Below are 23,521 nucleotides of genomic sequence, written 5' to 3'. Positions count from 1 at the left end.
GTTGAGAGGTTGGCACGCCTTCAGCGTGTCGTCACCTTGGCCTTATCGAGTCTATTCCGGGGTCGACCGCAGAGCAGCGAGCTTCCGGGCAACTCCTAGCGTGTGGCTTGGGTCCCGTGGATCCCCTAGCCCCATAAGCTCCTTTGCGACCCAATCGAGGTAGCCAGCGATCCGCTCGGCCCCCTCGCCTTTCATTACGCTGTCGATGACGGGGCCGACGTATGAATCGTATTCGTCGTCCGGCGCGATGTCATTGACCCCGATGGGGTCCCACTCCAGCCAAAGAATGGCGTGGACCTGCGGCCCGATCGGATGCCTAAACCGTTCCGCGACCGGAAGAAGATCGTCGCTCACTGCCGCAGCATCTCCCGCGCCGTGATCACGCGCATGATCTCGTTGGTGCCCTCGAGGATGCGGTGGACGCGCAGGTCGCGGACGATGCGCTCCAGCGGGTAGTCCTTCAGATAGCCGTAGCCGCCGTGCAGCTGCAGGGCCTCGTCGGCGATCTGGAAGCAGATGTCCGTGGCCATGCGCTTGGCCATGGCGCACCATTTGGTCTTCTCGGGATGGTTGGTGTCCATCGCCCAGGCGCCGCGCATCACCATCAGACGGCAGGCGTCCAGCTGGGTGGCCATGTCGGCCAGCTTGAACTGGGTGTTCTGGAAGTCCGCGATCGGCTTGCCGAACTGCTTGCGCGTGTTGACGTAGTCCAGCGAGGCCTCGAGCGCCAGGCGGGCGCCGCCCAGCGAGCAGGCGGCGATGTTCAGGCGACCGCCGTCCAGGCCCATCATGGCGTAGCGGAAGCCGTCGCCTTCCTTGCCGAGCAGATTGGCGGCGGGGATGCGGCAGTCGTCGAAGCTGACAATGGCGGTGGGCTGCGAGTTCCAGCCCATCTTCTTCTCCTGGGCGCCGAAGCTGAGGCCCGGCGCATCCTTGTCGACCACGAAGGTGGAGATGCCCTTGGGCCCGTCGACGCCGGTGCGGGCCATGACGACATAGACGTCCGAGGTCCCGGCGCCCGAGATGAAGGCCTTGGAGCCGTTCAGGACGTAGTGGTCGCCGTCCAGCCGCGCCGTCGTCCGCAGCGCCGCCGCGTCGGAGCCGGAGCCGGGCTCGGTCAGGCAGTAGCTGGCGATCTTCTCCATGGTCACCAGCGACGGCACGTAGCGGCCGCGCAGATCGTCCGAGCCGAAGCGGTCGATCATCCACGTCGCCATGTTGTGGATCGAGATGAAGGCAGCCGTCGACACGTCGCCGCGCGACAACTCCTCGAAGATCACCGCCGCCTCGACACGGCCCAGCGCCAGGCCGCCGTGCTCCTCGCCGGTGTAGATGCCGCAGAAGCCCATCTCGGCGGCATGACGCATGACGTCGACGGGGAAATGCTTGGTCTCGTCCCACTCGGCGCTGTGCGGGGCCAGCTCGGCGTCGGCGAAGGCGCGCGCGGCGTCCTGGATGGCGCGCTGGTCGTCGGTGAGGGCGAAGTCCATGGTCGTTTCCCGGAGCGGTTCGCGGCTGGACGCCGCTGTCGTGATTGGTCGGGCGGCTTCTACCGAGGCGGCGGCGCCGCGTCGAGGCGATAGGGTGCATCTGAACGGTCCGCCCGCGGCCTCATGGACGAAACAGATGGGGAGCAAACGGATGATGCGGATCAGTGTTGCGATGCTGGCGGTCTTGGGCGCCGCCCTGCCGGCGGGCCCTGCCCTGGCGCAGGTCGAAGGCCGCATCCTTCCCGAAAAGCCCTTCGTCGAGCAGACCCGCTATGGCCAGGCGCTGAACTTCGACCTGGCCCTGACCAACCAAGGTGCTCACGCCGTCGAGGTGAGCGAGCTGGAGGTGACCTTCATCGGCGCCGACGGCCGCGCCCTGCTGACCCGGCGTTTGGACGGCAACGGCTCGGCGCCGTCGATCCAGACCCTGCCCGACCGGACGCTGGACCCGGGCGAGGAACAGCTGTTGTTCAACCCGTTCGAATATGCCCCGGCGGGCCGGCCCGTGGCCTCGGTGCGGATCAAGGCGACCCTGTCCGCCGAGGGGCAGGACGATGTGGTGGTCACCGCCGACTCGCCGGTGCGCGCCGTCGACGCCGCGCCAGGGGTCTCGCCGGTGACCGGCCGGGTGCTGGTCTGGGACGGGCATGACGCCCTGTCGCACCATCGCCGCTGGGACTATCTTCTGCCGCCGCTCAAGGCCTTCGGCTTCTCCAGCAACGCCATGCGCTACAGCTACGACTTCGTCCCCGTCGACGCCGAGGGCCGGATGCATTCGGGCGACGGCGCCGACAACAGCGACTGGTTCGGTTTCGGCCAGCCGGTGCGGGTGCCGAGCGCCGGCGTCGTCGTCCAGGTCCGCGACGACCGGCCCGATGACCGCCAGTTCGACCCCGCGACGCTCAAAGACGACATCAACCTGGTTTTCGGCAATGTCGTGGTCATCGACCGCGGCGACGGGACCTTCGACATGCTGGGCCACATCCAGCAGGGCAGCGCCAAGGTCCGGGTCGGCGATCGGGTCGAACCGGGCCAGACCGTGGCGGCGATCGGGGCCTCCGGCAGTTCGCTCTTCCCTCACCTGCACTACCAGCGAGTCGACGCCGCCGACATGCGAGGGGAAGGCGTGCCCTCGACCTTCAGCGACCTGGTCCTGGACGACGGCTCGACGCCGGTGAACGGCCACGTCGACAGCGGCGAGATCTTCGTCGCGCGCTAGGACCCCTCTCCCAATGGGAGAGGGCTTGAGCGCCCGAGAGCGAAGCGAGCGGCTGCGCGAAAGGGTGAGGGTCGCGGCTTGGCATTCGGCGAAGCCGCGATGGGGCCGGTTCTACGGCTTACGCCGACTGATCCTGTCGACCCTCATCCGACCGGGCTCCGCCCGGCCACCTTCTCCCAACGGGAGAAGGACTATATGAGCGCTTCATGACCCAGCCGTTCGCCCCCGCCGCCTTCCCCTACGCCCGTCCGCGCCGCCTGCGCAGCTCGCCCTGGGTGCGCCGGCTGGTGGCCGAGACGACGCTGACGCCGGCGGACCTGGTCTGGCCGCTGATCGTACATGACGGCGCAGAGGACCGCGTTCCGGTGACCTCCATGCCCGGCGTCTTCCGCCTGTCGCCCAAGGCCGCCGCCGCCGCCGCCGTCGAGGCGCGCGACCTGGGCATCCCCGCCGTGGCCCTGTTCCCCAACGTCGACGGCGCCCTCAAGGACGGCGTCGGAACCGGGGCGACCGACCCGGACGGCCTGGTCCCTGACTGCATCAAGGCCATCAAGGACGCCGCGCCGGAGATCGGCGTGATCACCGACGTCGCCCTGGACTGCTACACCGACCACGGCCACGACGGCGTCGTCGAGGGCGACCGCATCGTCAATGACGCCACCCTGGAGCGACTGGCCGAGCAGGCCTTCATCCACGCCCACGCCGGCGCCGACGTGGTGGCGCCCTCGGACATGATGGACGGCCGCGTCCAGGCCATCCGCGAAGCGCTGGAAGCCAATGGATATCAGGACGTTCTGATCCTCTCCTACGCCGCCAAATACGCTTCCGCCTTCTACGGCCCGTACCGCGATGCGGTCGGCTCGGCCAAGGCGCTGCGCGGCGACAAGAAGACCTATCAGATGGATTTCGCCAACACCGACGAGGCCCTGCGCGAGGTGGCCATGGACCTCTCCGAGGGCGCCGACGCCGTGATGGTCAAGCCGGGGATGCTGTACCTCGACATCGTGCGGCGCGTGTCGGAGACCTTCCGCGTCCCGACCTTCGCCTACCAGGTGTCGGGCGAGTATTCGATGATGCGCGCCTCGATCGCCAGCGGCTGGCTGGAGGAAGACCGGGCGATCCTGGAGAGTCTGCACGCCTTCAAGCGGGCGGGCGCCGCAGGCGTGCTGAGCTATTTCGCGCCGCAGGCTGCGCGGTTGCTGGGGGCCTGATCAGAGGGCGAAGCGCTCGCTCCAACCGTCGAACGCCACCTCGACGTTCTTGGGAACAAGGGCCGCCAAACCTTTGTAATCCAGGTCGATATGCAGGTTCGACAAGACCGCGCGCTTGACGCCTGAACGGGCGATCCAGTCGAGAGTCTTCTCAACGTGAGCGTGGGTCGGATGCGGGGTCCAGCGCAGGGCGTCGACGATCCAGAGGTCGGCGCCGCGGATGGCGTCGAAGGCCGCCTCGTCCAGGTCGGAGACGTCGCTCGAATAGGCCACCGGCCCGATGCGGTAGCCCACCGAGCGGATGGGGCCGTGAGCCTGATCGAAGGTCACGACCGGCACAGGGCCGCCAGGACCGTCAACCGCCCAGGTCTCGCCGTGCGGCGGGATGTCGTGGGCCTCGACGATGGCCGGATAGCCCTCGACGCTCTCGAAGATGTAGCCGAAGCGACTGAACAGGGCCGCGCGGGTGGCGGCGTCCATGAAGGCCGGGATCCGACGGCGGGCGCGCATGGCGAAGACGCGCAGGTCGTCGATGCCATGGGTCTGGTCGGCGTGGTCGTGGGTGTAGAGGACGGCGTCGACGTGCTTGACCTGAGCGGCCAGCATCTGGGCGCGCAGGTCGGGCGAGGTATCGATCAGGACGCTGGTCACGCCGTCCGGGCCATGGCGGCGGATCAGGGCCGAGCAGCGGGTGCGGGCGTTCTTCGGCTCAGCCGGATCGCAGGCGCCCCAGTCGCCGTCCCCGCGCGGCACGCCGCCGGACGAGCCGCAGCCGAGGATGACGATCTCGAGCTGGCCCGCCGTGTCGGTCATGCGCCTTCCGGCCTCGGTATGCGGTCGAACAGGCGGAAGAAGGCGTCGGTGGTGCGGGCCTCCGCGTCGTCGCGGGTCCAGCCGCGGATCTCGGCCAGCTTGTCGAGGACGTGGCCGACATAGGCCGGCTCATTGCGGCGGCCGCGGTGCGGGACCGGCGCCAGATAGGGACAGTCGGTCTCGATGATGATCCGGTCCGCCGGCATCGCGGCGATGATCTGGCGGACTTCGCTCGCCGCCTTGAAGGTGGCGATGCCCGACACCGAGAACCAGCCACCCAGTTCCGCTGCACGAACAGCCAGTTCCGGCCCGCTCGTGTAGCAGTGCATGAGGAATACGAACGGCGCCTTGGCCTGCTCCTCGGCCAGGATGTCGCCCATGACCTGGTCGGCCTCGCGGGTGTGCACCACCAACGGCAGGCGGGTCAGGCGCGCGGCCTCGATGTGCTGGCGAAACACCGCCGCCTGCACGTCGCGCGGGCTGAGGTCGTAGTGGAAGTCCAGGCCGCACTCGCCGATGCCGATCACCCGCGGCCGCGCGGCCAGCTCGGCCAGGCGGGCGGCGGTCAGGTCCTCGTAGTGGCGGGCCTCGTGCGGATGGACGCCGACGGTGCACCAGATGTCGTCGTTGGCCATGGCCAGGGCGTGGGTGGCCTCGAAGGTGGCCAGCCGGTCCGAGATCTCGACCATCAGGCCGACGCCGGCGTCGCGGGCGCGCGCGATGACGTCGTCGCGGTCCTCATCGAACTGGTGTGCGTGCAGGTTCACATGGCTATCGATCAGCATCAGCGCCCCGCCTTGGTGCGCTGCAGGTCGGCCAAGGCGCCGGCGAGAACGTCGGCGCGGTCCAGGTTGATGGCGGCGGCGCGATCGGGAAGCTCGGACAGACGCGACCACAGCTCGGCCCAGCGGGCGCCGGACGCCCCCTCCTCCAGCGCACGGACCTTCACCGCGGCGATGAGGCGGTCCATCAGGGTCTCGAACCGCTCCTGGCCCTCGGCTCCGCGGAACTTGTCCGCGACCGCCATGGCCTCGGCGCGGTCGACCGTCTCGGAGGCCACCCATTCCTGGGCCAACAGGTCAGCCTCCAGCGTCGCGCCCGAAGCCAGCGCCAGGGCCTGACCGGGCGAGCCGGCGGCCATGGAAGCGATGCGGGCGGCATCCGCCGAGGACACGCCGGTGCGATTGCGCACCAGCTCTTCGAGGGCGTGGTTCGGCCAGACCGGGAAGGACAGGCGGCGACAGCGGGAGCGGATGGTGGCCAGCAGCCGGCCCGGCGCATGGGTCACCAGGAACAGCACGCCCCGCTCAGGAGGCTCCTCAAGAACCTTTAGCAAGGCATTGGCCGCGTTGAGATTCAGGTCATCGGCGGCATCGATGATAGCGACCCGATAGGCGGCCTGCGACGGGCTCTTGGCGAAGAACTCAGGCAACTCGCGGGCCTGGTCGACCGAGATGGCCTTCTTGGTCTTGCCGCCCTCGACGGCGCGTTCCAGCACCAGCAGGTCGGGATGGGACTGCGCGGTGACCAGTCGGGCCACCGGATCGTCGGGCCGCGTGCCCAGCAGTCCGCGCGACGGGTCGGGCGCGGCGCCGAGCAGCCGGCGAGCGGCGCGATAGGCGAAGGTGGCCTTGCCCGAGCCCTCGACCCCGCACAGCAGCCAGGCGTGGTGCAGCCGGCCCTTCTGCAGGGCGTCGACGAAGGCCGCTTCGGCCTTGGCGTCCGGGATCAGGTCAAACCGATCGCGCGGAAACTCGCTCACAGCAGCCGGGCCTCGACCGCCGCCCAGACCCGCGCCGCCACAGTCTCCTCGTCGCCGACCGCATCTATGACAACACAGCGGTCGGACTTTTCCTGCGCGATTTCAAGGAATCGGCGGCGCAATCTCTCGTGGAACTCCAGCCCCTTGGACTCGAACCGGGTCTCGAACAGGCCGCGGCCGAAGGCGCGCTCCAGGCCTACCTCGACGGGCAGGTCGAAGATCAGGGTCAGGTCCGGTTGGGTGTCGCCGACGACGGCGGCGTCCAGGGCTTCGATGAAGTCGGCCGGCGCCCCGCCCCCGGCGCCCTGATAGGCGCGGCTGGAATCGGCGAAGCGATCGCACACCACCCAGCGCCCGGCCTTGAGCGCCGGCCGGATGGTGCGCTCCAGATGGTCCGAGCGGGCGGCGAACATCAGCATGGTCTCGGTCATCGGCGACCAGCGGCCGGCGTCGCCGTTCAAGGCGATGTTGCGGATCTCCTCGGCGCCCTGAGAGCCGCCCGGCTCGCGGGTCCGCACCACATCGATCTCGCGGTCGCGCAGCCGATCGACCAGGCGCGCGACCTGGGTCGACTTGCCGGCGCCTTCGCCGCCTTCGAACGTGATGAATCTGCCGTGGGTCACCGGCGCACAATGGCGACGCCGGCCGGCTAAGCAAGCTTTAGGGAGCCGATATCAACAGGGCGTCGGCATAGCCCCGCGCCACCACGGCCTGTCGGGCGTGCTCCGCCGCGTTCGGATCGGGCCAGGGGCCCACCAGCACCCGGTAGAGCACCGAATCGCCGCGGTTGATGACATCGACCGTGGCCCGGTCGCCCAGTCGTTCTGCGACGCGCCGGGCCGCATTGCGGTCAGCGAAGGCGCCCGCCTGGACCCAGAAATGGCCGGACTCCACGGCCGCCGCCGCGACCGGCGCCGCCGGGGCCGTCGGCGCGCCGCTTGAGGCCTGGTGCAGCACCGTCCCGCCGCCCAGCCGCGGGGCCGGCCCGAGATAGCGCACCCGCACCTCCCCCACCCCGACCCGGCGCAGGTCCAGGGCGTCGGCGGCGCCGCGCGACAGGTCGATGATCCGTCCGTCAACGAAGGGCCCGCGGTCATTGACCCGCAGCACCACCCGACGGCCGTTGGCGAGGTTGGTGACCTCCACGAGACTGGGCAGCGGCAGGGTCTTATGCGCCGCCGTCAGTGCGGTCATGTCGAAGATCTCGCCGGTCGAGGTCGGCCGCCCGTTGTGGGCGTCGCCGTACCAGGAGGCCTGGCCGGTCTCGTCGTAGTTCGGCTGGACGGCCGGGTGATACCAGCGCCCGCGGATCTGATAGGGCCGCATGGTGCCGGGCACGATCGGCGCCGGATCGGTGACCACGGGATACCCGCCGCCCCCCGCCCGCGGGCCGCTCGCACAGGCGGCCGTCAGCGACAGCAGTGCGATCCCCAGCGCGGTTTTCAGAATTCGTCCAGCCATGTCCCAGCCTTAGCCGTCCATAGCATGCCGCACGGACATTTCCGCTTTGGTTAACGGGGCGTTTGAGGCTATGCGGCTTTTCCCGCCCGCGGGCGCGGACAGGTGGCCGAGTGGTTTAAGGCAGCGGTCTTGAAAACCGCCGTAGGTGTGAGCCTACCGTGGGTTCGAATCCCACCCTGTCCGCCAGCGGCCCCCCGGTGTTTGGCGCACATGCTCAGGCCCTCCGCTCGGCTGGGCGGCCGAGCGGAGGGCTTAGAGCCGTCGGACATCTCGTCAGTAGACGTAGGTGAAGTCCACACCCCACATCCTCGGCTCGGTGAGGCCCACGAACGGAGTTCCCAGCGTCGTTGCGGTGATGTTGTTGACCCCGGTCACATACTGATTGTCGAACAGATTGTTGACGTAGAAGCCGACCTGATAGCGCTCGCTCGGGGTGCGCCAGTAAAGGCGCAGATCCGTGCGGTTCTGGGCCTCGGTCGGATCGAACCAGGGCGTCTGGACGCAGGCGCCCTGAGCCGTCGAGCTCTCGTTGCACCGGCCCTCGCCGCGATAGGCGTGGACCAGTTGCATATCGATGGAGCCCATCTCCGCCATGTCGTGGAGATAGGACACGCCCGCCGACGCCGACCAGAAGGGCTCGCCCGTGGGCTGCCCCGACAGATCCACGCCGTCTGAAATCTTCCGCTTGTAGGTGGCGTCGATGTACTGGGCGGCGGCGAACAGGCTCAGCCCTTCGGCCGGCTCGAGATCGAGCTGCATGTCGAGACCCCAGGCCTCGTCGTCGCTGGTCTCGACCAGGTACTGCGGCACGCCGCCGCCCGCCGGCGTGGCGAGGCGGATCGATTGCTTGCCGTCGTAGGTGTACTGGAAGGCCGAGATGTTGAAGCGAGCGCTCGATCCGAAGTCGCGCTTGAGCCCGATCTCGAAATTCTGGACGTCTTCGTTCTCGTAGCGCGAGGCGACCTCGACGCTGTTGAAGCCGCCGGGCTTGTACCCCTTGGCGTAGGAGAAGAAGACCATCGAGTCGTCATCGAGCTGATAGTCGGCGACGAAGCGCGGGCTCAGGTCGCTCCAGGAGTCCGACAGCTCGCACGTCACGCCTTCCTGGACGGTGACGCCGTTGTCGCACGGAACGCCGGCCAGGCCGGACAGGTCGAAGACGTAGTCCGCGTGGAGGTAGTCGACGTAGGGCCCCATGTAGGTGCGCAGCACGAAATCGATCGTCGGATCGTTCAGCACCGCATCCAGTTCCGGCGCGACGCGCGGGCCGTTGAACCACGAGAACGTCTTGTCGTCGCGGGAGTAGCGCAGGCCGAACGTCAGGTTCAGACGGTCGGTGGCGGCCCAGATCACGTCGGCGAAGATGGCGGCGGATTCGAAGTCGCCTTCATTGATCATGTCCTCCTGCCAGCTGTGGCCGAGGGTGCTGGCCGGAATTCCGGCTCCCGCGAGGATCATGTCGGCCACCGAGAACAGCGGGGCGCCGGCCGCATTGGTCAGGATCGTGTTGATGCTGTCCGTGGTGGCGGTGGTGTCGCTGCGCTGGTCGGCGTGCTCTTGGTAATAGCTGACGCCGGCCAGCCAGTTGAACGCGCCCCATTCACCGTCGAACCGGAATTCCTGGGACCAGGACCGGTTCTCTTCCCGGTTGTTGGTGTCGAAATACAGGTCCGCCCGATTGGTGCCGTCCTCGTCTTCCCGGTTCTCGGTCTCAAACGTGCGGGCCGAGGTCAGCGAGGTGAAATCGATGTCGCCGAAGGCATGGGTGAACGTCAGCACGCCCTCGTCGAGGCGGCGCGTCTCATGGTTGTCGATGACGTCGTTGAGGACGATCTGATTGAACGGATTGGTGAAGTTCGCCGGATCGCTCGGCACCGCAGGCAAGCCCGGAGCCGGCGGAATGGGCGCGACGCCGATCGCCGGACGGGCGTCCTGATCGATCTCGTCGTGCGTCCAGCTGAGGATCATCTGGGTCTCGGGCGCGAGGTCCCAGCGCAGAGCCGCCCGGGCGGCCCAGTTGTCCTCGCGCTCGTAGTCCTCACCCGTCGCGTCATCGACCAGCCAGCCGTCGCGGCGGTTCACCAGCGCATTGACCCGCAGGGCCACCGTGTCGCTGATCGGCAGATTGATCATGCCCTCGAGGCGGCGCTTGTCATATTCACCGAGGCGAACGCCGAGGCGGGCCTCGAAGTCGTTGCTGGGTTCGTTGGTCGTGATGGACACGGCGCCGGCGGCGCTGCTGCGGCCGAACAGGGTGCCCTGCGGTCCCTTCAGCACCTCGATTCGCGCCACGTCGCTGAAGGCCAGAAGCCCCGCGCCCGACCGCGCCGCATAGACGCCGTCCACGTAGACGCCGACCGCCGGATCAGTGCCGACGCCGAAGTCCGACGTCGAGACGCCACGGATGCTGTAGCGGGCCTGCGTCGGGCTGCTGTTCGAGACGGACAGGCCGGGCACGAAGGCCGATATGTCACCGATGTCGTCCGCGGCCAGCGCATCCAGCGTCTCGGCCGTGACCACGTTGACCGTGATCGGCACGTCCTGAAGACTCTGCTCGCGCCTTTGCGCGGTGACGATGACTTCGTCCAAGGACGACGCCTCCTGAGCCTCCTGAGCGCTCGCCATCTGCGGCGCGATCAGTGCGGCCAAGGCCACGCCGCCGGCGAGCGCCGACCTCAAACGGGATTTCGAATTGTTCATTGATTGCCCTCCCTTCCCCAAACTCATGAAACAGAATATCATTCCGTTTGACAAGGGGAAGCGTGACTGTGTGGCCTCGCCGCGTCCGGTCATGGTAGAGGCGCTAAGAACGAGAGGATCAGGCAGTGGGCCAGCACGCGCCGCTAGAAAGCATCACCCTGGAGCGCCGCACGGCGCCGATGCAGCAGCGCGCGAGGGATCGCATAGATCTCGTCCTGGCCGCGACCGAATCCCTGCTCGCCACGACGCCTGTCGACACAATCACCACCAGCACGATCGCCGCCGAAGCCAAGGTGCCGGTCAGCTCGATCTACCGGTACTTTCCCAACGTCTTCGCGATCTACAAGGAGCTGTTCGAAACTCGAACCACGCAGCTCCACGCCTGCATCGCGGACATACTGGAGGATGGGAGTTTCACGTCCTGGCGCGAACGGCATCTGGCCGTGATGCTGGCGCTTCGAAAGACTCTCGGCGACGATCCCGTCTATCGGTCGCTGTTCCATCTGATGCTGACGACGCGCGAACTGCGGATCGTCAAGGAACACGCCAATGCTCAGATCGCGGCCTATCTGGCCGCGCGCTGGGAACGGGGGCTCGACGGGTTCGAGGGCGGCGCCCCCCTCCTCGTGGCCCGCATGGCCACTGAGATTTTCACCTCGTTCGAGACCCTGACCAGCGGCGAAGCGCAGTCGGCCTGGACCGACCGCATGTTCGCAGAGGCCACCGTCGCCCTGGAACGGTACCTCTCGGTCTATCTGAAGGACTAGGCGGCGCGAGCTCAGGCCATGCGCCGCAGAAGCGCCAGCTTGGCCTTGCTGTAGGGCGGATAGCGGATGCTGGCGTCGAGGGCGAAGCCGCGCTTGAGCACGGCGCGCTTGTGGCTGAAAGCGTCAAAGCTGTACCGGCCGTGGTAGGCGCCCATGCCGCTGGCCCCGACGCCGCCGAACGGCAGGTTCGGATTGGCCACGAAGACGACCGTGTCGTTGACCGTCACGGAGCCCGATCGCGTCGAGGCGATGATGCGGTCCGCCACGACCGCATCCCTCGTGAAGGCGTAGAGCGCCAGCGCCGGCGAACGCGCGTTGATGGCCGCAAGCGGCGCATCGAGCGTCTCGTAAGGCAGGACGGGCAGGATGGGACCGAAGATTTCGGCTTCCATCACCGACGCATCGGGCGCGACGCCTGTCAGGATCGTGGGGGCGATATAGCGGGCTGCAATGTCGACCTGCCCGCCCGTGACGGCGCGGCCGTCGGCCAACAAGGCCTGGAGGCGTTCGGCGTGGCGCTGGTTGACGATGCGCCCGTAGTCCGGGCTCAGCTTCGGGTCACGACCGAACATGGCGAGGACCGCCCTCTTCAGCTCCTCAAGCAGCCTGGCCTCGACCGAGGCGGCGACATAGACGTGGTCGGGCGCGACGCACACCTGACCGGCGTTGAGGAAGCGACCCCAGACGATACGCCTGGCCGCCACGGCCAGATCGGCCGTCTCATCGACGATGCAGGGGTTCTTGCCGCCCAGTTCGAGCACGACCGGCGTCAGGCGCTTGGCCGCCGCCGCCATCACGACGCGGCCCACGTGTTCGCCGCCCGTGTAGAAAATGAGGTTGAACGGTTGATCCAGCAGGGCGGTCGAGACCGCGGCGTCGCCCTCGACGACGACGAAGGCGCGCGTGTCCAGGTAGCGTGGCGCCAGATCCTTCAGCAGCGCTGAAGACCGGGGGGCAAGCTCCGACGGCTTGAGGACGGCGCAGTTGCCCGCCGCAATCGCCCCGACCAGAGGCGCCAGGACGAGTTGGAACGGATAGTTCCACGCGCCCATGATCAGGACGACGCCGTGCGGCGTGGCCTCGACGAAGCTCTTGCCGGGCTGGATCGCGATCGGCGTCGGCACGCGTTGGGGGCGGCTCCAGCGCCGGAGCTGCTTGCGAGCGTGCATCGCTTCCTTGCGGACGAAGTCGATCTCGGCCGTGCAGGCCTCCGCCAACGACTTGCCCAGGTCGGCCTTGAGCGCCCCGGCGATCGCGGTTTCGTTCTCGACCATCATCCGCTCGAGCGCGGCGAGCTGCTGTTCGCGCCAGGCCAGATCACGCGTGAGGCCGCTTTCGAAGCCGGCGCGCAGGGCGGCGACGACGCCTTCGACATCCGTCGTCGCCTCTATGGTCGGCGCCGGCGGCAGAACCGTCTCTATCGACATGACCCCTCCATTGAATCGATCCAGAAGCGAACCAGGGCCACCCCTTCCCTGTGGCGCAGCGACCGTCCGATCTCGGGCATCATCACCGCCGGGTTCGTCGACTCCATGCGGTATGGAATGATCGACTCGTCGGCCTCGCCGGGCACGATGTCGAAGCGATGGTCCCCGGTGCCGGCGCCCGCGGCGACCGGCATCTTGCAGACGCCGGACCGACCCGAGACCGGCGTGGCGGCGTTCAGATACAGGCCGGAGGTGTCCGCCGGTCCCGTCGGGTTGTGGCAATGACCGCAGTTCACGTCGAGATAGGCCCGCGCCCGAGCCTCCAGGGGCGCGCTTTGGTCGGTCCACGAGACATCCGCCGGGGCCGCCTTGGGATTATCAAGGCCGCGCAGATAGCCCATTTCGGTCAGGCGGCTCAGCTGGTTCTCGGTCCGGTCCGAATAGGCGAAGTCGCGGTTGAGCAAGCGCGCCTTGGGGCCGATCGGGTTGATGACGCGCGTGGTGACGTTCGGCGCATGACAGGCGGCGCACTGGGTCACATTGGGCACGACGTAGGAGAACGGCTCATCCACGCCGTCCTCGCCCACCAGCTTCAGGGGAACCACGGCGCCGACACGGTGCAGCACGGCCTCGGTCTGCGCCTCGTTCCACAGATAAGTCAGGGCGGTCCAGCCCTCCGACCGATGGATCAGCAGCCGGGTCTCGATCATGCGGACCCGCCGCAGATTGAGGCCTTCGCCTGAGTGGATCTGCGCCTGATCGGCCTTCTGCAGCACCTTTCCGCCGGGCGCGGCCTGATAGAAGAAGGTCTTGGTGATGACCGTCCCGACCGGGAAGGACAGCAACTCCCCGCCGGCGTACTGAGCCGACGCACCCGGCGGCATCCAGATCGTCCGCAGCTTCTGCGCGTAGTCGGTGAACAGCGGCGTCGTCAGGTCATAGGGCGTGACGCGTGAGCCCAGGACAAGGGCGTCGCCGGAGACCTGCACCATGCCCCATTCCCGGAGGGACTTGGGGTTCTCCGACGCGAAATAGGTCGGATCAACCAACGCCGGGGGCGCCTCTTTGGTGCAGGCCGCCAGGCCGGCGGACAGGAGCAGGCACGAAATCAGTACGCGAAACCAGGTCATCGGGCGCCGTTACGCTCCCGGCAGGGTGACGGGCGAGAGGCGCGGCAGCGTGCAGCGGTGCGCCGCGATGTCAGTGCTCGGCTTGGCGTATTTGTTCGGTCCGTCGACGTTCAGGATCCCGGCCTCGCCGTTGTCGATGCAGATGCGCAGGGCCGCCGGCGTTTCACCGTTCACCTGACGCTTGGGATTGAAATAGCCGTCCCAGACGATGTCGGGGAAGCGCCCCGTCGGCCCGAACATGGCCACGCGCAGGGTCTGCAGGTCGACCCCGTCGGGCGAGTTGCCGCCGCCGCGGAAGCGGTTGTTCTTGATCAGGATCGATTCCGGATAGGGATCGAAATCCGCGCTCATGGCGCTGTCGGAATAGCCGGCGCTGAACAGGCTCGAGATGATGATGTTGCCGGTCTTGTTGTCGGCGATCTCGTTGTCGAAGATTTCGACCTGGTCATTGGAGTTGACGATCACGCCCGTGCCCGCCGGGACGCTGGCGACCGGGGTGCCGGCGTGGCCGAAGTTACGCGTGTTGTTGGAAATCGCGCGGTTGTTGAAGACGCGCGTCCGATACCCCGCCTGCTGCAGTTGGGGCATGTTGAAGACCAGGATGCCGCCCGTGTTGTTGGTGGCCAGGTTCTCGTAGACGTCGGCGTCGATGCAGTTCTCGATCTCGATGCCGGCGACGTTGTATTCCGCCCGGTTCCTGCGGACGACCACCTTCTGGGACTGGCCGACATAGATGCCGGCGTCCGATGCGCCGATGGCCACGCTGTCCTCGATCAGGACGTTGCGGGTCTGCACGGGATAGATGCCGTAGGCGCCGTTTTCGGTCTTGGGCCCCTGCGTCCATTCAGTGCGAATCCGGCGCACGACGATGTTCTCGCCCTCGTTGATCTTCAGGGCGTCGCCCTTGGTGTCCTCGAGCGCCAGGTCCTCGATGGTGAAGTTGCTGGCGGTGACCAGCAGCCCCTGGGCGCCGGCGGCCTGGTTACGGAAGTTCAGGATCGTCTTGTCCATGCCCTGGCCGCGGATGGTGACGCCGTCCACGTTCAGGCTGAGCCCGCTGTCGATCGTGAAGACGCCCGCGGGGATCTCGATCACCGTCCCGGGCTTGGCGTCGATCAACAACTCCATCAGCTCGTTCTGATAGGTCGTATTCGCCCGCGAGAGATCGGTCCCCTTCTCGGCCGGCTTGGACCCGCAGGCCCCCAGCACGAGCACGGCGGCGACTGACAGCCAGATGCGCATCTTCATGATTTCCCCCCGCGGAACGCTTGTGAATTTTTTCCCGCCCTGCATGACGTTTCCATAAGCGCCGCGTCATCGCAAGACGAAAACGAAACTGTTTCCGTTTTCAGTCGAGCAGACTGAAAAATACCTGGGGCGACGCCTCAAGGCGTTGGGCGTCGGCGGCTATTCCAGCGGCAGCCCTGCATCAGACGGCCTCCAAACCCGCTTCGCGGAAGATGCTCAGCGCCGCCTCGACCTGGGCCTTAGTGGGCGGCTGGGTGTCCCTTAGCGTGTAGTCGAGGCCGAGCCGTTCCCACTTGTAGGCGCCCATCTGGTGGAAGGGCAGAACCTCGGCGCGCTCCACGACGCCGAGGCCGGCGGCGTAGGCGGCGAGCTTCCGCATCTCCTCGGGAACGTCGGTCAGGCCGGGTACGAGCACGAAGCGCAGCCACATGGGGCGGCGCAGGGCGGCCAGACGCTCACCGAAGGCGATGACGCGGGAATTGTCGGGCACGCCGGTGACCCGTTCGTGCTGCTCGGGCGTGAAGCCCTTCATGTCGAGGATGACCAGGTCGATGTCCTCAAGCTGGGCGTCGGTCAGCCGCTCGGAATAGAAGCCGTTGGTCTCGATCGCCGTATGCACCCGCAGCGCCTTGACCGCCTGAAACAGACGGGCTGCGAAGGGGGCCTGCATCAGCGGCTCGCCGCCGGAGAGGGTGAAGCCGCCGTTCATGACGCGCAGGCCGTGCGCATAGGTCTTCACTTCCTGCACCGCGCGGTCCAGCGATACAGGCATGCCGTTGGTGTGCAGCCAGGTGTCCGGGTTGTGGCAGAAGCGGCAGCGGAACATGCAGCCCGAGGTCCAGGCCACCAGCCGGATGCCGGGGCCGTCGACCGCAGAGCCCGTGGTGAAAGAGTGGATGAAGCCGACATCCCCGCTCTTCAGGGCGGCGCGGACATCCAGCTCGGGCACGTGGCGGGACAGGCCGACGCGCAGGTCGAACTCGCTCTTGGCCTCGAGCGTGGTCTCCCCTGCCCCGGCCACGTCATTCGCCGTGGAAGGTGCGGTTGATGACGTCCATCTGCTGCTCCCGCGTCAGGCGGACGAAATTCACCGCATAGCCGGACACCCGGATCGTCAGGCTTGGGTATTTCTCCGGGTGCTCCACCGCGTCGAGCAGGGTCTCGCGGTTCAGGACGTTGACGTTCATATGGTAGCCGGTCGAGCCGAAGAAGGCGTCGAGGATGGCGGTCAGATTGGTGATCTGCTCCTTCGGCGTCCGTCCCAGGCCGCTGGGCACGACGGTGGTGGTCAGGGAGATGCCGTCCTCGGCGTCTCGATACGGGATCTTGGCCACCGAAGCGGCCGAGGCGTGGATGCCGTGGCTGTCGCGCCCATGCATCGGATTGGCCCCGGGTGCGAAGGGCTCGCCCTGGCGCCGGCCGTCCGGCGTGTTCCCCGTGGCGCGGCCGTAGACCACATTCGAGGTGATGGTGAGCACCGACTGCGTATGGCGGGCGTTGCGATAGGTCGGGTATTTCCGCAGCTTGGCCATGAAGGTGGTGACCAGCCACGACGCCAGGTGGTCGACCCGGTTGTCGTTGTTGCCGAAGGTCGGGAAGTCGCCTTCGGTCACGTAGTCCACGACCAGGCCGGTGTCGTCGCGCACGACCTTCACCTTGGCGTATTTGATCGCCGACAGGCTGTCCGAGACCACCGACATGCCGGCGATGCCGAAGGCCATGGTGCGCAGCGGCGCATAGTCGTGGAGCGCCATTTCGATCCGCTCGTAGGCGTATTTGTCGTGCATGTAGTGGATGACATTCATGGCGCTGACGTAGGTCTGCGCCAGCCAGTCCATCACTCGCTCGAAGCGCTCCATCACATCGTCGAAGTCGAGGTAGTCGCCTTGCACCGGCTCAAAGGGCGGCGCGACCTGTTCGCCCGAGACCTCGTCGCGGCCGCCGTTGATGGCGTACAACAGGCATTTGGCGAGGTTCGACCGGGCGCCGAAGAATTGCATCTGGTGGCCCATCCGCATGGGCGAGACGCAGCAGGCGATGGCGCCGTCGTCGCCCCACTCGCGACGCATGATCTCGTCGCTCTCGAACTGGATCGAGCTGGTGTCGATGGCGACCTTGGCGGTGAAACGGCGGAAGCCGTCCGGCAGGCGCGGCGAGTACCAGATGGTCAGGTTCGGCTCGGGCGCCGGGCCCAGATTGTAGAGGGTCTGGAGGAAACGGAAGCTCGTGCGGGTGACCAGCGAGCGGCCGTCGTCGCCGAGACCGCCGATCGACTCCGTCACCCAGGTGGGATCACCGGAGAAAAGGTCATCGTACTCCGGAGTCCGCAGGAAACGGACGATGCGCAGCTTGATGACGAAGTCGTCGATGATCTCCTGGGCCTCGCTCTCGGTCAGCCGGCCGGCGGCCATGTCGCGCTCGAAATAGATGTCCAGGAAGCTGGAGGTGCGGCCCAGCGACATCGCCGCGCCGTTCTGCTCCTTCACCCCGGCGAGGTAGCCGAAGTACAGCCACTGAACGGCCTCCCTGGCGGTGGTCGCCGGGCCGGAGATGTCGAAGCCGTATTTGGCCGCCATCGCCTTGGTCTCGGCCAGGGCCCGAATCTGCTCGGACAACTCCTCGCGATCCCGGATGATGTCGTCGGTGGACCAGACGTCGTCCAGGGAGGCCTTCTCCGCCTTCTTGACCTCGATCAACCTATCGATGCCGTAGAGCGCAACGCGCCGATAGTCGCCGATGATCCGCCCGCGGCCGTAGGCGTCGGGCAACCCCGTCAGGATGTGCGACGAGCGGCATTTGCGGACGTCCTCCGTATAGGCGTCGAACACCCCGTCGTTATGCGTCTTGCGGTATTTGCTGAAGGTCTCGACCACGGCCGGGTCGGGCTCGTAGCCGTAGGTCTTGAGGGAGGTCAGGACCATGCGGAAGCCGCCGTTTGGCATGATGGCGCGCTTCAGTGGAGCCTCGGTCTGCAGGCCGACTATGACCTCGTTGTCCTTGTCGATGTAGCCGGCGTCGTGGGCGACGATCGTGCTCGGGATCTGCGAGATGTCGAGCACGCCCTTCTTGCGCTCCTCGACGAACAGGGCCTGGAGCGTGTCCCAGAGGGCGAGGGTGCGGGGCGTCGCCTCGGCCAGGAAGGACTCGTCGCCATCGTAGGGGGTCACATTCTGCTGGATGAAGTCGCGAACGTCGATGTCGCGGGTCCATAGCCCCGGGGTGAATGCAGTCCGCGGTTCGGCGGAAGCGGCAGGCGGTTCGAGGACGGTCTGGCTCATGGTCCTTCTCCGGTCAGGCGGGAGCGGGGTCGGCGGGCGGAGGCGTCGACGTCCGCGCCCGGGCGCCCGTCTCCTTCAGCAAAAGGGTCAGCAGGGCGGCGATCGCGACGCCCCAGAGCAGAGGCGAAAAGGCCGCTTGATAGTGCTCGAGCTCCCGCGGCCCGCCGCCGGAAGCGCGCATGAGAAATCCGGCGAAGACCGGTCCCAGCAGGGCCGAAAAGGAGAAGTTGATGAAGTTGACCACCCCCGTCGCGGTGCCGCTGTGCTCCGGGCGATTGGCTTCCTTGATCACCGTGTAGGGGATCATCGCTGCGCCGGAGACGATGCCCATGAGCAAGCCCAGCATGAAGGGCGGGAACAGGCCGGCCGGGCCGTAGAGGATCAGGGCCAGGACCGCCATCAGGATCAGGCTCGAGACGATGATGACCGGCTTCCGCCGACCCATGCGGTCCGAGATCATGCCGATGAGGGGGCAGCCGATGATCCAGCCGAACGGCACCGAGGCGGAGCGCAGCACCGCCATGCCGTAGGGCATGTCCTGGGCCTCCTGCAGGAAGCGGACGCCCCAGACCATGTCGAAGATGGTGGTCGGGATGAACAGCAGGCCGGAGATCAGGCCGCAGAGGATCGACTGCGGGTTGAGGAAGACCCTCTTCAGGGCGCCGGCGGCGACGCCCAACCAGTTGCCCCGGTCGGCCTTCGGCGCGCTACGGGGCATGCAGAACAACAGCAGGATGGCCAGGGCGGCGCCGACGATCCCCATGAAGAGCCAGAACTGGCTCCAGCCGACGCCGCCGGCGATGGCGGGACCGACCAGGAACTGACCGGCCGAACCGCCGGCCATGCCGAACATCTGAGTGGCGCCGATCAGGGTCGCGGCACGGGAGGCCGGGAAGTTGGTGGTGGCGATATAGGCCGCGCCGATCAGGGCGAAGACCCCGCCCGCGCCCTGCAGCAGCCGACCGATCGAGGCCAGATTGGTGTCGCCGGTCGCGAACAGCAGCGCCCCGACGGCGACCACAGCGCAGCCGAGGGGCACCACCCGCCGCGCCCCCAACTGGTCCATGGCCACGCCTGCGACCAGGCTGAACGGCGCGTAGGCGTAATAGAAGAGCCCGACCAGCGAGGCGAGCGCCGCCGTCGAGAGGCCGAAGGCGCTCGACAGCTCGGGCATCATGACCGCCGGCGCCGAGCGCAGGACATACTGGAAGAAATAGAAGACGGAGGCCGCCAGCCAGGCGATCACGATCAGCTTGCCGACGCCCCCCGATGTCCCGGTGCGCTCGCCCATCGCGGCCTCAGCAAAGCGTCACGGACAGGGCGAGGCCGCCTTCGGACGTCTCCTTGTACTTCGGGTTCATGTCGCGGGCGGTCAGCGCCATGGCCTCGACCGTGCTGTCGAAGTCGACCCGACGGTTGATCGGGACTTCGTTGGCGGCGATCAGATAGCCGGTCCAGGCCTTCACCGCCCCGAAGGCGCAGCGCTCGATGCAAGGCACCTGCACGAAGCCGGCGACGGGATCGCAGGTCATGCCGAGATGGTGCTCGAGCGCGCCCTCCGCGGCGTTGGCGGCCACCTGCGGCGGCTCGCCATAGGCCTGGGCGATGCCTGCGGCGCCCATGGCCGAGGCGACGCCGATCTCGGCCTGGCAGCCGCCCTCCGCCGCTGCGAGCGTCGCGTTGTGCTTGCACAGGTAGCCGACGACCGCGCCGGCCAACAGCGCCTCGCGCAGCTTCTCCTTGGGCAGCTGGGCGCCGTCCGGCCCGAGGGAATAGATCACCGCTGGCAGCACGCCGGCCGAGCCGCCTGTGGGCGCGGTGATGACCAGGTGGCCGCGGGCGTTTTCTTCGGATCCGGCCAAGGCGTAGGCCGAGACCAGGCCGATGGCCTTCCGGGCCGTGCCTTCCTGGTTCTTGGCGTTTTCGTAGACGTCGTGCGCCTTGGTCTTGAGACGGATCGGTCCAGGCAGGGTCGAAGTCGGAGCCGCAAGGCCGGTCTTCACCGTCGCATCCATGGCGCCCAGGATCTTGTCGAGGAAGGCGTTGATCTCCTCCTCGCTGCGGCCCGAAATCGTTGTCTCATTGGCCATGGCCATCTGCGCGAGCGAGATGTTGTCGCGCGTGCAGTGCGCGATCGCCTCGCTGATCTTCTCATACGGATATTTCGGAGCGTTCTTGGGCGGCGGCTCGTAGCCCTTCCACTCGATGAAGCCGCCGCCGACGGAATAGTACTCCTGCTCCAGCAGCACTCGGTCGCCGGCCATCAGCTTGGCGGTCATGGTGTTGGGATGGGGGAACTCTCCCTGCGTCGCGTCGTAGATGACGTCGTTGAGCGACACGTTGACGGTCTTCTCTCCGAAGGTCACCGGGAAGGTCTGGTTCGGATTGGCCGCCAAGCCGTCGAGGAAGGCGGGGTCCACCGTGGCCGGCTCCATGCCGATCAGGCCGGCGAGCGCGGCGCGCTCGGTGCCATGGCCTTTGCCGGTGGCGCTGAGGCTGCCGTACAGGTGAACCTTCAGAGCGTCGGCCTGGGCCAGTTGGTCCGCCGGCAGGGCCGCGGCGCGTTTGTAGAAGTCGTAGGTGATCCGCATCGGCCCGATGGTGTGGGATGACGAGGGCCCGGGGCCGACCTTGTAGAACTCGTCGACCGTGGTCATCACCGGCCCTTTGGACCGCTTCACCACGTCGAGGCTGGGATCCAGCGGCGGGGTCGCGTCCTGGCGCGGAGAGCGCACGGGAATTGCGGAGACATCTTTGGGTACGGCGCCGGTCAGGGCCCCGATGGACACCGCCATGGCGCTGCGCACCATGAAGGCGCGTCGGTCCGATCCGGGGGGCGGGTCGGTGAAGTCGAGTTCGGGAACGATCGGACCGGAATCACGGGAACTACGCATCTTCGTGCCTTTCCCAGGGCGCGCGGCCCTCAAAAACCTGCGACGCTCTCGCTCTGCTCCTCGCCGGCGATCGTGAATATCCGGAAATACCCTAGCTCCCAGCGACTTTACCCTAGGGATAACCCGGAAACCGACACGGTCACGGCTGCGGCCGATCCAGTAAGCGCGCCACATGCCGCGCGATCATCTGTTCCTCGTCGGTCGGCACGACCCAGACAGACGCTGCTGCCCCCTCGCGACCCAGACTTCTCGCGTCTTTCCCGGGGCCGTTGGCGCCGGCGTTCAGCTCGACCCCGAGCCAGTTGCAGCCTGATGCGACCGCTTCGCGCAGGGCGGCGTCGTTCTCGCCAATTCCGCCGGTAAAGACGAGGGCGTCGAGCCCGCCGAGCGCAGCGGCCATGGAGCCGATCTCGCGCACAACGCGGTACACGAACAGGTCGATCGCCTCGGCCGCCGCGGGATCACCCGACTGTCGAAGGGCGCGCATGTCGGAGGAAACCCCCGAGACGCCGAGCAGGCCGGAACGCTTGTAGATCAGGTCCTCGAGGGCGCGGGCGTCCATGCCGTATTCGTCCATCAGATGGATCAGGGCGCCGGGGTCCAGGGCGCCGGAGCGCGTGCCCATGACAAGCCCGTCGACGGCGGTGAACCCCATGGTGCTGGCGACGCTGCGGCCGTCGCGGATGGCGCAGAGGCTGGCGCCGTTGCCGAGGTGTGCGACGACTACGCGTCCGGCGGCCAACTCCGGCGCCACCTCCCTGAGCCGGCCGCTGACGAACTCATAGGACAGGCCGTGGAAGCCGTAGCGCTGCACGCCCGCCTCGTGGAAGCGGCGCGGCAGGGCGAACATCTGGGCCAGCGGCGGCTGGCCGCGGTGAAAGGCGGTGTCGAAACAGGCGACCTGGGCGATATGCGGCGCGGCGGTGGCGATGGCCTCGATCGGGGCGAGGTTGTGCGGCTGGTGCAGCGGCGCCAGGGGCGACAGCTCGCGCAGCGCGGCGATCACGGACGGATCGATCCGCACGGGTCGGTCGAACGCCCGCCCCCCGTGCACGACGCGGTGGCCCACGCCGAGGATGGCCCGACCGTCGATGCGGCGGATGACGGCGTCCAGCACCTCGCGGGCGGCGGCGGCGTGGTCGAAGCCCTCGCTTGTCCACGACTGCGTTTCCCGGTTGGCGCCGTCCGCATCCGCCAGCTGGAGCTGCGGCGAGACGCCGATGCCCTCCAACCGCCCCTTGAATAGCAGCGGCTCCCCAGGCGACGCGTCGTAGACCGCGAACTTAAGGCTCGACGAGCCGGCGTTGAGAACGGCGAGGCAGGCGCTCACGGCGATCCTCCGCGATTCAGCCGACGACGTTGGCGCCGCCGTCGACATAGATGGTCCCGCCGGTGATCCGCCGGGCGAAGTCGGTGGCGAGGTAGGCGCAGGCGAATCCGACGTCGTCGATGTCGACCAGTTCGCCCAAAGGCGCCTTCTCGGCGGCCGCATTCAACATAAGCTCGAAGTCCTTGAGCCCGGACGCCGCGCGGGTCTTCAGCGGCCCCGGCGAGATGGCATGGACCCGGATCCCGGACGGCCCCAGCTCATAGGCCAGGTAGCGGCAAGCCGCCTCCAGCGCTGCCTTCACCGGCCCCATGACGTTGTAGTTCGGCACGACCCGGGCGGCGCCGTAGTAGCTCATGGCGAACATGGTCCCGCCCTCGGTCATCAGCGGCGCGGCCAGTCGGGCCATCCGCACGAAGGAGTGGCAGGACACGTCCATGGCCTTGGCGAAACCGTCGGCCGAGCAGTCCAGCAGGCCGCCCTGGAGATCCTCCTTCGGGGCGAAGGCGATGGAGTGGACGAGGATGTCGAGACGGCCCCAGCGGTCGCGCACCTTCTCGAAGATCGCCTCGAGTTGACCTGGTTCGGAGACGTCGAGCGGCCCCGTGATCTCGGCCCCCAGCGCCTGGGCCAGCGGCTCGACGTGAGGACGGGCCTTGTCGTTGAGCCAGGTGATCGCCAGGTCCGCGCCAGCCTGACGGAAGGCGTGGGCGCAGCCGTAGGCGATGGAGTGTTCGTTGGCGACGCCGACGACCAGGGCGCGGCGACCGGATAGGATCGGCTCCATGTCCCCT

Annotated in this window: 20 protein-coding genes and 1 tRNA gene; 4 read left to right on the top strand and 17 right to left on the bottom strand. The window is 67.7% G+C overall.

The features are described 5' to 3' along the window. Positions 1–51: 51 nt before the first annotated feature. Complete coding sequence (locus ASC65_RS03490) at positions 52–354, bottom strand: hypothetical protein (RefSeq protein WP_056449583.1); 303 nt, start codon at positions 352–354, stop codon at positions 52–54. After that, positions 351–1,490 carry an isobutyryl-CoA dehydrogenase gene (locus ASC65_RS03485; RefSeq protein ID WP_056449581.1) on the bottom strand — a complete coding sequence of 380 codons (1,140 nt, stop codon included), beginning with the start codon at positions 1,488–1,490 and terminating at the stop codon, positions 351–353. The genes ASC65_RS03490 and ASC65_RS03485 overlap by 4 nt, the downstream gene beginning before the upstream one ends. Positions 1,491–1,641: 151 nt before the next feature. Here ASC65_RS03485 and ASC65_RS03480 point away from each other — a divergent pair, with 151 nt between their 5' ends. Both ASC65_RS03480 and hemB read left to right on the top strand, forming a co-directional pair. Then, positions 1,642–2,709 carry a M23 family metallopeptidase gene (locus ASC65_RS03480; RefSeq protein ID WP_162245656.1) on the top strand — a complete coding sequence of 356 codons (1,068 nt, stop codon included), beginning with the start codon at positions 1,642–1,644 and terminating at the stop codon, positions 2,707–2,709. A gap of 206 nt (positions 2,710–2,915) precedes the next feature. Further along, positions 2,916–3,920 carry a porphobilinogen synthase gene (gene hemB, locus ASC65_RS03475; protein ID WP_056449577.1) on the top strand — a complete coding sequence of 335 codons (1,005 nt, stop codon included), beginning with the start codon at positions 2,916–2,918 and terminating at the stop codon, positions 3,918–3,920. On the opposite strand, the gene ASC65_RS03470 is transcribed toward hemB, so the two are convergent. Genes ASC65_RS03470 through ASC65_RS03450 form a run of 5 tightly spaced genes read right to left on the bottom strand, consistent with a single transcriptional unit; the run spans position 3,921 to position 7,956 of the window. Continuing rightward, positions 3,921–4,733 carry an MBL fold metallo-hydrolase gene (locus ASC65_RS03470; RefSeq protein ID WP_056449576.1) on the bottom strand — a complete coding sequence of 271 codons (813 nt, stop codon included), beginning with the start codon at positions 4,731–4,733 and terminating at the stop codon, positions 3,921–3,923. Beyond that, positions 4,730–5,518 (bottom strand): TatD family hydrolase, encoded by a 789-nt coding sequence (locus ASC65_RS03465; RefSeq protein ID WP_056449574.1) that lies wholly within the window; start codon positions 5,516–5,518, stop codon positions 4,730–4,732. The genes ASC65_RS03470 and ASC65_RS03465 overlap by 4 nt, the downstream gene beginning before the upstream one ends. Then, complete coding sequence (locus tag ASC65_RS03460) at positions 5,518–6,495, bottom strand: DNA polymerase III subunit delta' (protein ID WP_056449572.1); 978 nt, start codon at positions 6,493–6,495, stop codon at positions 5,518–5,520. Before ASC65_RS03460 ends, ASC65_RS03465 begins: the two co-directional genes overlap by 1 nt. Continuing rightward, the gene (gene tmk / locus ASC65_RS03455; RefSeq protein ID WP_056449570.1) at positions 6,492–7,118 is read right to left on the bottom strand and encodes a dTMP kinase; all 627 of its coding nucleotides are present in this window, start codon (positions 7,116–7,118) and stop codon (positions 6,492–6,494) included. Before tmk ends, ASC65_RS03460 begins: the two co-directional genes overlap by 4 nt. 37 nt (positions 7,119–7,155) lie before the next feature. Continuing rightward, positions 7,156–7,956, bottom strand: a complete 801-nt coding sequence (locus ASC65_RS03450) for a septal ring lytic transglycosylase RlpA family protein (protein WP_056449568.1) — start codon at positions 7,954–7,956, stop codon at positions 7,156–7,158. 96 nt (positions 7,957–8,052) lie between these two features. Here ASC65_RS03450 and ASC65_RS03445 point away from each other — a divergent pair. Continuing rightward, positions 8,053–8,142, top strand: a tRNA-Ser gene (locus ASC65_RS03445). An 87-nt stretch (positions 8,143–8,229) separates the two neighbouring features. On the opposite strand, the gene ASC65_RS03440 is transcribed toward ASC65_RS03445, so the two are convergent. After that, positions 8,230–10,656, bottom strand: a complete 2,427-nt coding sequence (locus ASC65_RS03440) for a TonB-dependent receptor (protein ID WP_082525852.1) — start codon at positions 10,654–10,656, stop codon at positions 8,230–8,232. Between the two features lie 125 nt (positions 10,657–10,781). Between ASC65_RS03440 and ASC65_RS03435 the strand changes: the two genes are divergently transcribed. Beyond that, positions 10,782–11,423, top strand: a complete 642-nt coding sequence (locus ASC65_RS03435; protein ID WP_056449567.1) for a TetR/AcrR family transcriptional regulator — start codon at positions 10,782–10,784, stop codon at positions 11,421–11,423. 11 nt (positions 11,424–11,434) lie between these two features. Here ASC65_RS03435 and ASC65_RS03430 read toward each other — a convergent pair whose 3' ends face one another. From ASC65_RS03430 to fabI, 9 genes are all read right to left on the bottom strand, one after another. Further along, on the bottom strand, positions 11,435–12,850 hold the full coding sequence (locus ASC65_RS03430) for an aldehyde dehydrogenase family protein (RefSeq protein ID WP_056449565.1): 1,416 nt from the start codon (positions 12,848–12,850) through the stop codon (positions 11,435–11,437). Next, on the bottom strand, positions 12,841–13,980 hold the full coding sequence (locus tag ASC65_RS03425; protein WP_056449563.1) for an SO2930 family diheme c-type cytochrome: 1,140 nt from the start codon (positions 13,978–13,980) through the stop codon (positions 12,841–12,843). Before ASC65_RS03425 ends, ASC65_RS03430 begins: the two co-directional genes overlap by 10 nt. 9 nt (positions 13,981–13,989) lie before the next feature. Beyond that, the gene (locus ASC65_RS03420; RefSeq protein WP_056449561.1) at positions 13,990–15,228 is read right to left on the bottom strand and encodes a parallel beta-helix domain-containing protein; all 1,239 of its coding nucleotides are present in this window, start codon (positions 15,226–15,228) and stop codon (positions 13,990–13,992) included. 181 nt (positions 15,229–15,409) lie between these two features. Further along, the gene (gene pflA / locus ASC65_RS03415) at positions 15,410–16,249 is read right to left on the bottom strand and encodes a pyruvate formate-lyase-activating protein (RefSeq protein WP_200939778.1); all 840 of its coding nucleotides are present in this window, start codon (positions 16,247–16,249) and stop codon (positions 15,410–15,412) included. A gap of 1 nt (position 16,250) precedes the next feature. Continuing rightward, positions 16,251–18,506 (bottom strand): formate C-acetyltransferase, encoded by a 2,256-nt coding sequence (gene pflB, locus ASC65_RS03410; RefSeq protein ID WP_056449559.1) that lies wholly within the window; start codon positions 18,504–18,506, stop codon positions 16,251–16,253. Positions 18,507–18,519: 13 nt separating this feature from the next. Continuing rightward, the gene (locus ASC65_RS03405) at positions 18,520–19,797 is read right to left on the bottom strand and encodes an MFS transporter (RefSeq protein WP_056449557.1); all 1,278 of its coding nucleotides are present in this window, start codon (positions 19,795–19,797) and stop codon (positions 18,520–18,522) included. 7 nt (positions 19,798–19,804) lie between these two features. After that, the gene (locus ASC65_RS03400; RefSeq protein WP_056449556.1) at positions 19,805–21,400 is read right to left on the bottom strand and encodes an L-serine ammonia-lyase; all 1,596 of its coding nucleotides are present in this window, start codon (positions 21,398–21,400) and stop codon (positions 19,805–19,807) included. A 139-nt stretch (positions 21,401–21,539) separates the two neighbouring features. Continuing rightward, the gene (locus ASC65_RS03395) at positions 21,540–22,730 is read right to left on the bottom strand and encodes an acetate/propionate family kinase (RefSeq protein WP_056449554.1); all 1,191 of its coding nucleotides are present in this window, start codon (positions 22,728–22,730) and stop codon (positions 21,540–21,542) included. Positions 22,731–22,746: 16 nt separating this feature from the next. Further along, on the bottom strand, positions 22,747–23,514 hold the full coding sequence (fabI, locus tag ASC65_RS03390; protein ID WP_056449552.1) for an enoyl-ACP reductase FabI: 768 nt from the start codon (positions 23,512–23,514) through the stop codon (positions 22,747–22,749). Positions 23,515–23,521: the final 7 nt, after the last annotated feature.

It is taken from the genome of Brevundimonas sp. Root1279 (genome assembly GCF_001425945.1).
Classification (GTDB): Bacteria; Pseudomonadota; Alphaproteobacteria; order Caulobacterales; family Caulobacteraceae; genus Brevundimonas.
This window is presented reverse-complemented; position numbering and strand designations above follow the sequence as displayed.

Bases quoted from the DNA above. Each gene is read 5' to 3' on its own strand.
- ASC65_RS03420 (WP_056449561.1), bottom strand. From the start codon at position 15,228: ATGAAGATGCGCATCTGGCTGTCAGTCGCCGCCGTGCTCGTGCTGGGG.
- ASC65_RS03430 (WP_056449565.1), bottom strand. From the start codon at position 12,850: ATGTCGATAGAGACGGTTCTGCCGCCGGCGCCGACCATAGAGGCGACG.
- ASC65_RS03400 (WP_056449556.1), bottom strand. From the start codon at position 21,400: ATGCGTAGTTCCCGTGATTCCGGTCCGATCGTTCCCGAACTCGACTTC.
- ASC65_RS03450 (WP_056449568.1), bottom strand. From the start codon at position 7,956: ATGGCTGGACGAATTCTGAAAACCGCGCTGGGGATCGCACTGCTGTCG.
- ASC65_RS03440 (WP_082525852.1), bottom strand. From the start codon at position 10,656: ATGAACAATTCGAAATCCCGTTTGAGGTCGGCGCTCGCCGGCGGCGTG.
- ASC65_RS03480 (WP_162245656.1), top strand. From the start codon at position 1,642: ATGATGCGGATCAGTGTTGCGATGCTGGCGGTCTTGGGCGCCGCCCTG.
- ASC65_RS03470 (WP_056449576.1), bottom strand. From the start codon at position 4,733: ATGACCGACACGGCGGGCCAGCTCGAGATCGTCATCCTCGGCTGCGGC.
- pflB (WP_056449559.1), bottom strand. From the start codon at position 18,506: ATGAGCCAGACCGTCCTCGAACCGCCTGCCGCTTCCGCCGAACCGCGG.
- ASC65_RS03465 (WP_056449574.1), bottom strand. From the start codon at position 5,518: ATGCTGATCGATAGCCATGTGAACCTGCACGCACACCAGTTCGATGAG.
- ASC65_RS03405 (WP_056449557.1), bottom strand. From the start codon at position 19,797: ATGGGCGAGCGCACCGGGACATCGGGGGGCGTCGGCAAGCTGATCGTG.
- ASC65_RS03485 (WP_056449581.1), bottom strand. From the start codon at position 1,490: ATGGACTTCGCCCTCACCGACGACCAGCGCGCCATCCAGGACGCCGCG.
- fabI (WP_056449552.1), bottom strand. From the start codon at position 23,514: ATGGAGCCGATCCTATCCGGTCGCCGCGCCCTGGTCGTCGGCGTCGCC.
- ASC65_RS03425 (WP_056449563.1), bottom strand. From the start codon at position 13,980: ATGACCTGGTTTCGCGTACTGATTTCGTGCCTGCTCCTGTCCGCCGGC.
- hemB (WP_056449577.1), top strand. From the start codon at position 2,916: ATGACCCAGCCGTTCGCCCCCGCCGCCTTCCCCTACGCCCGTCCGCGC.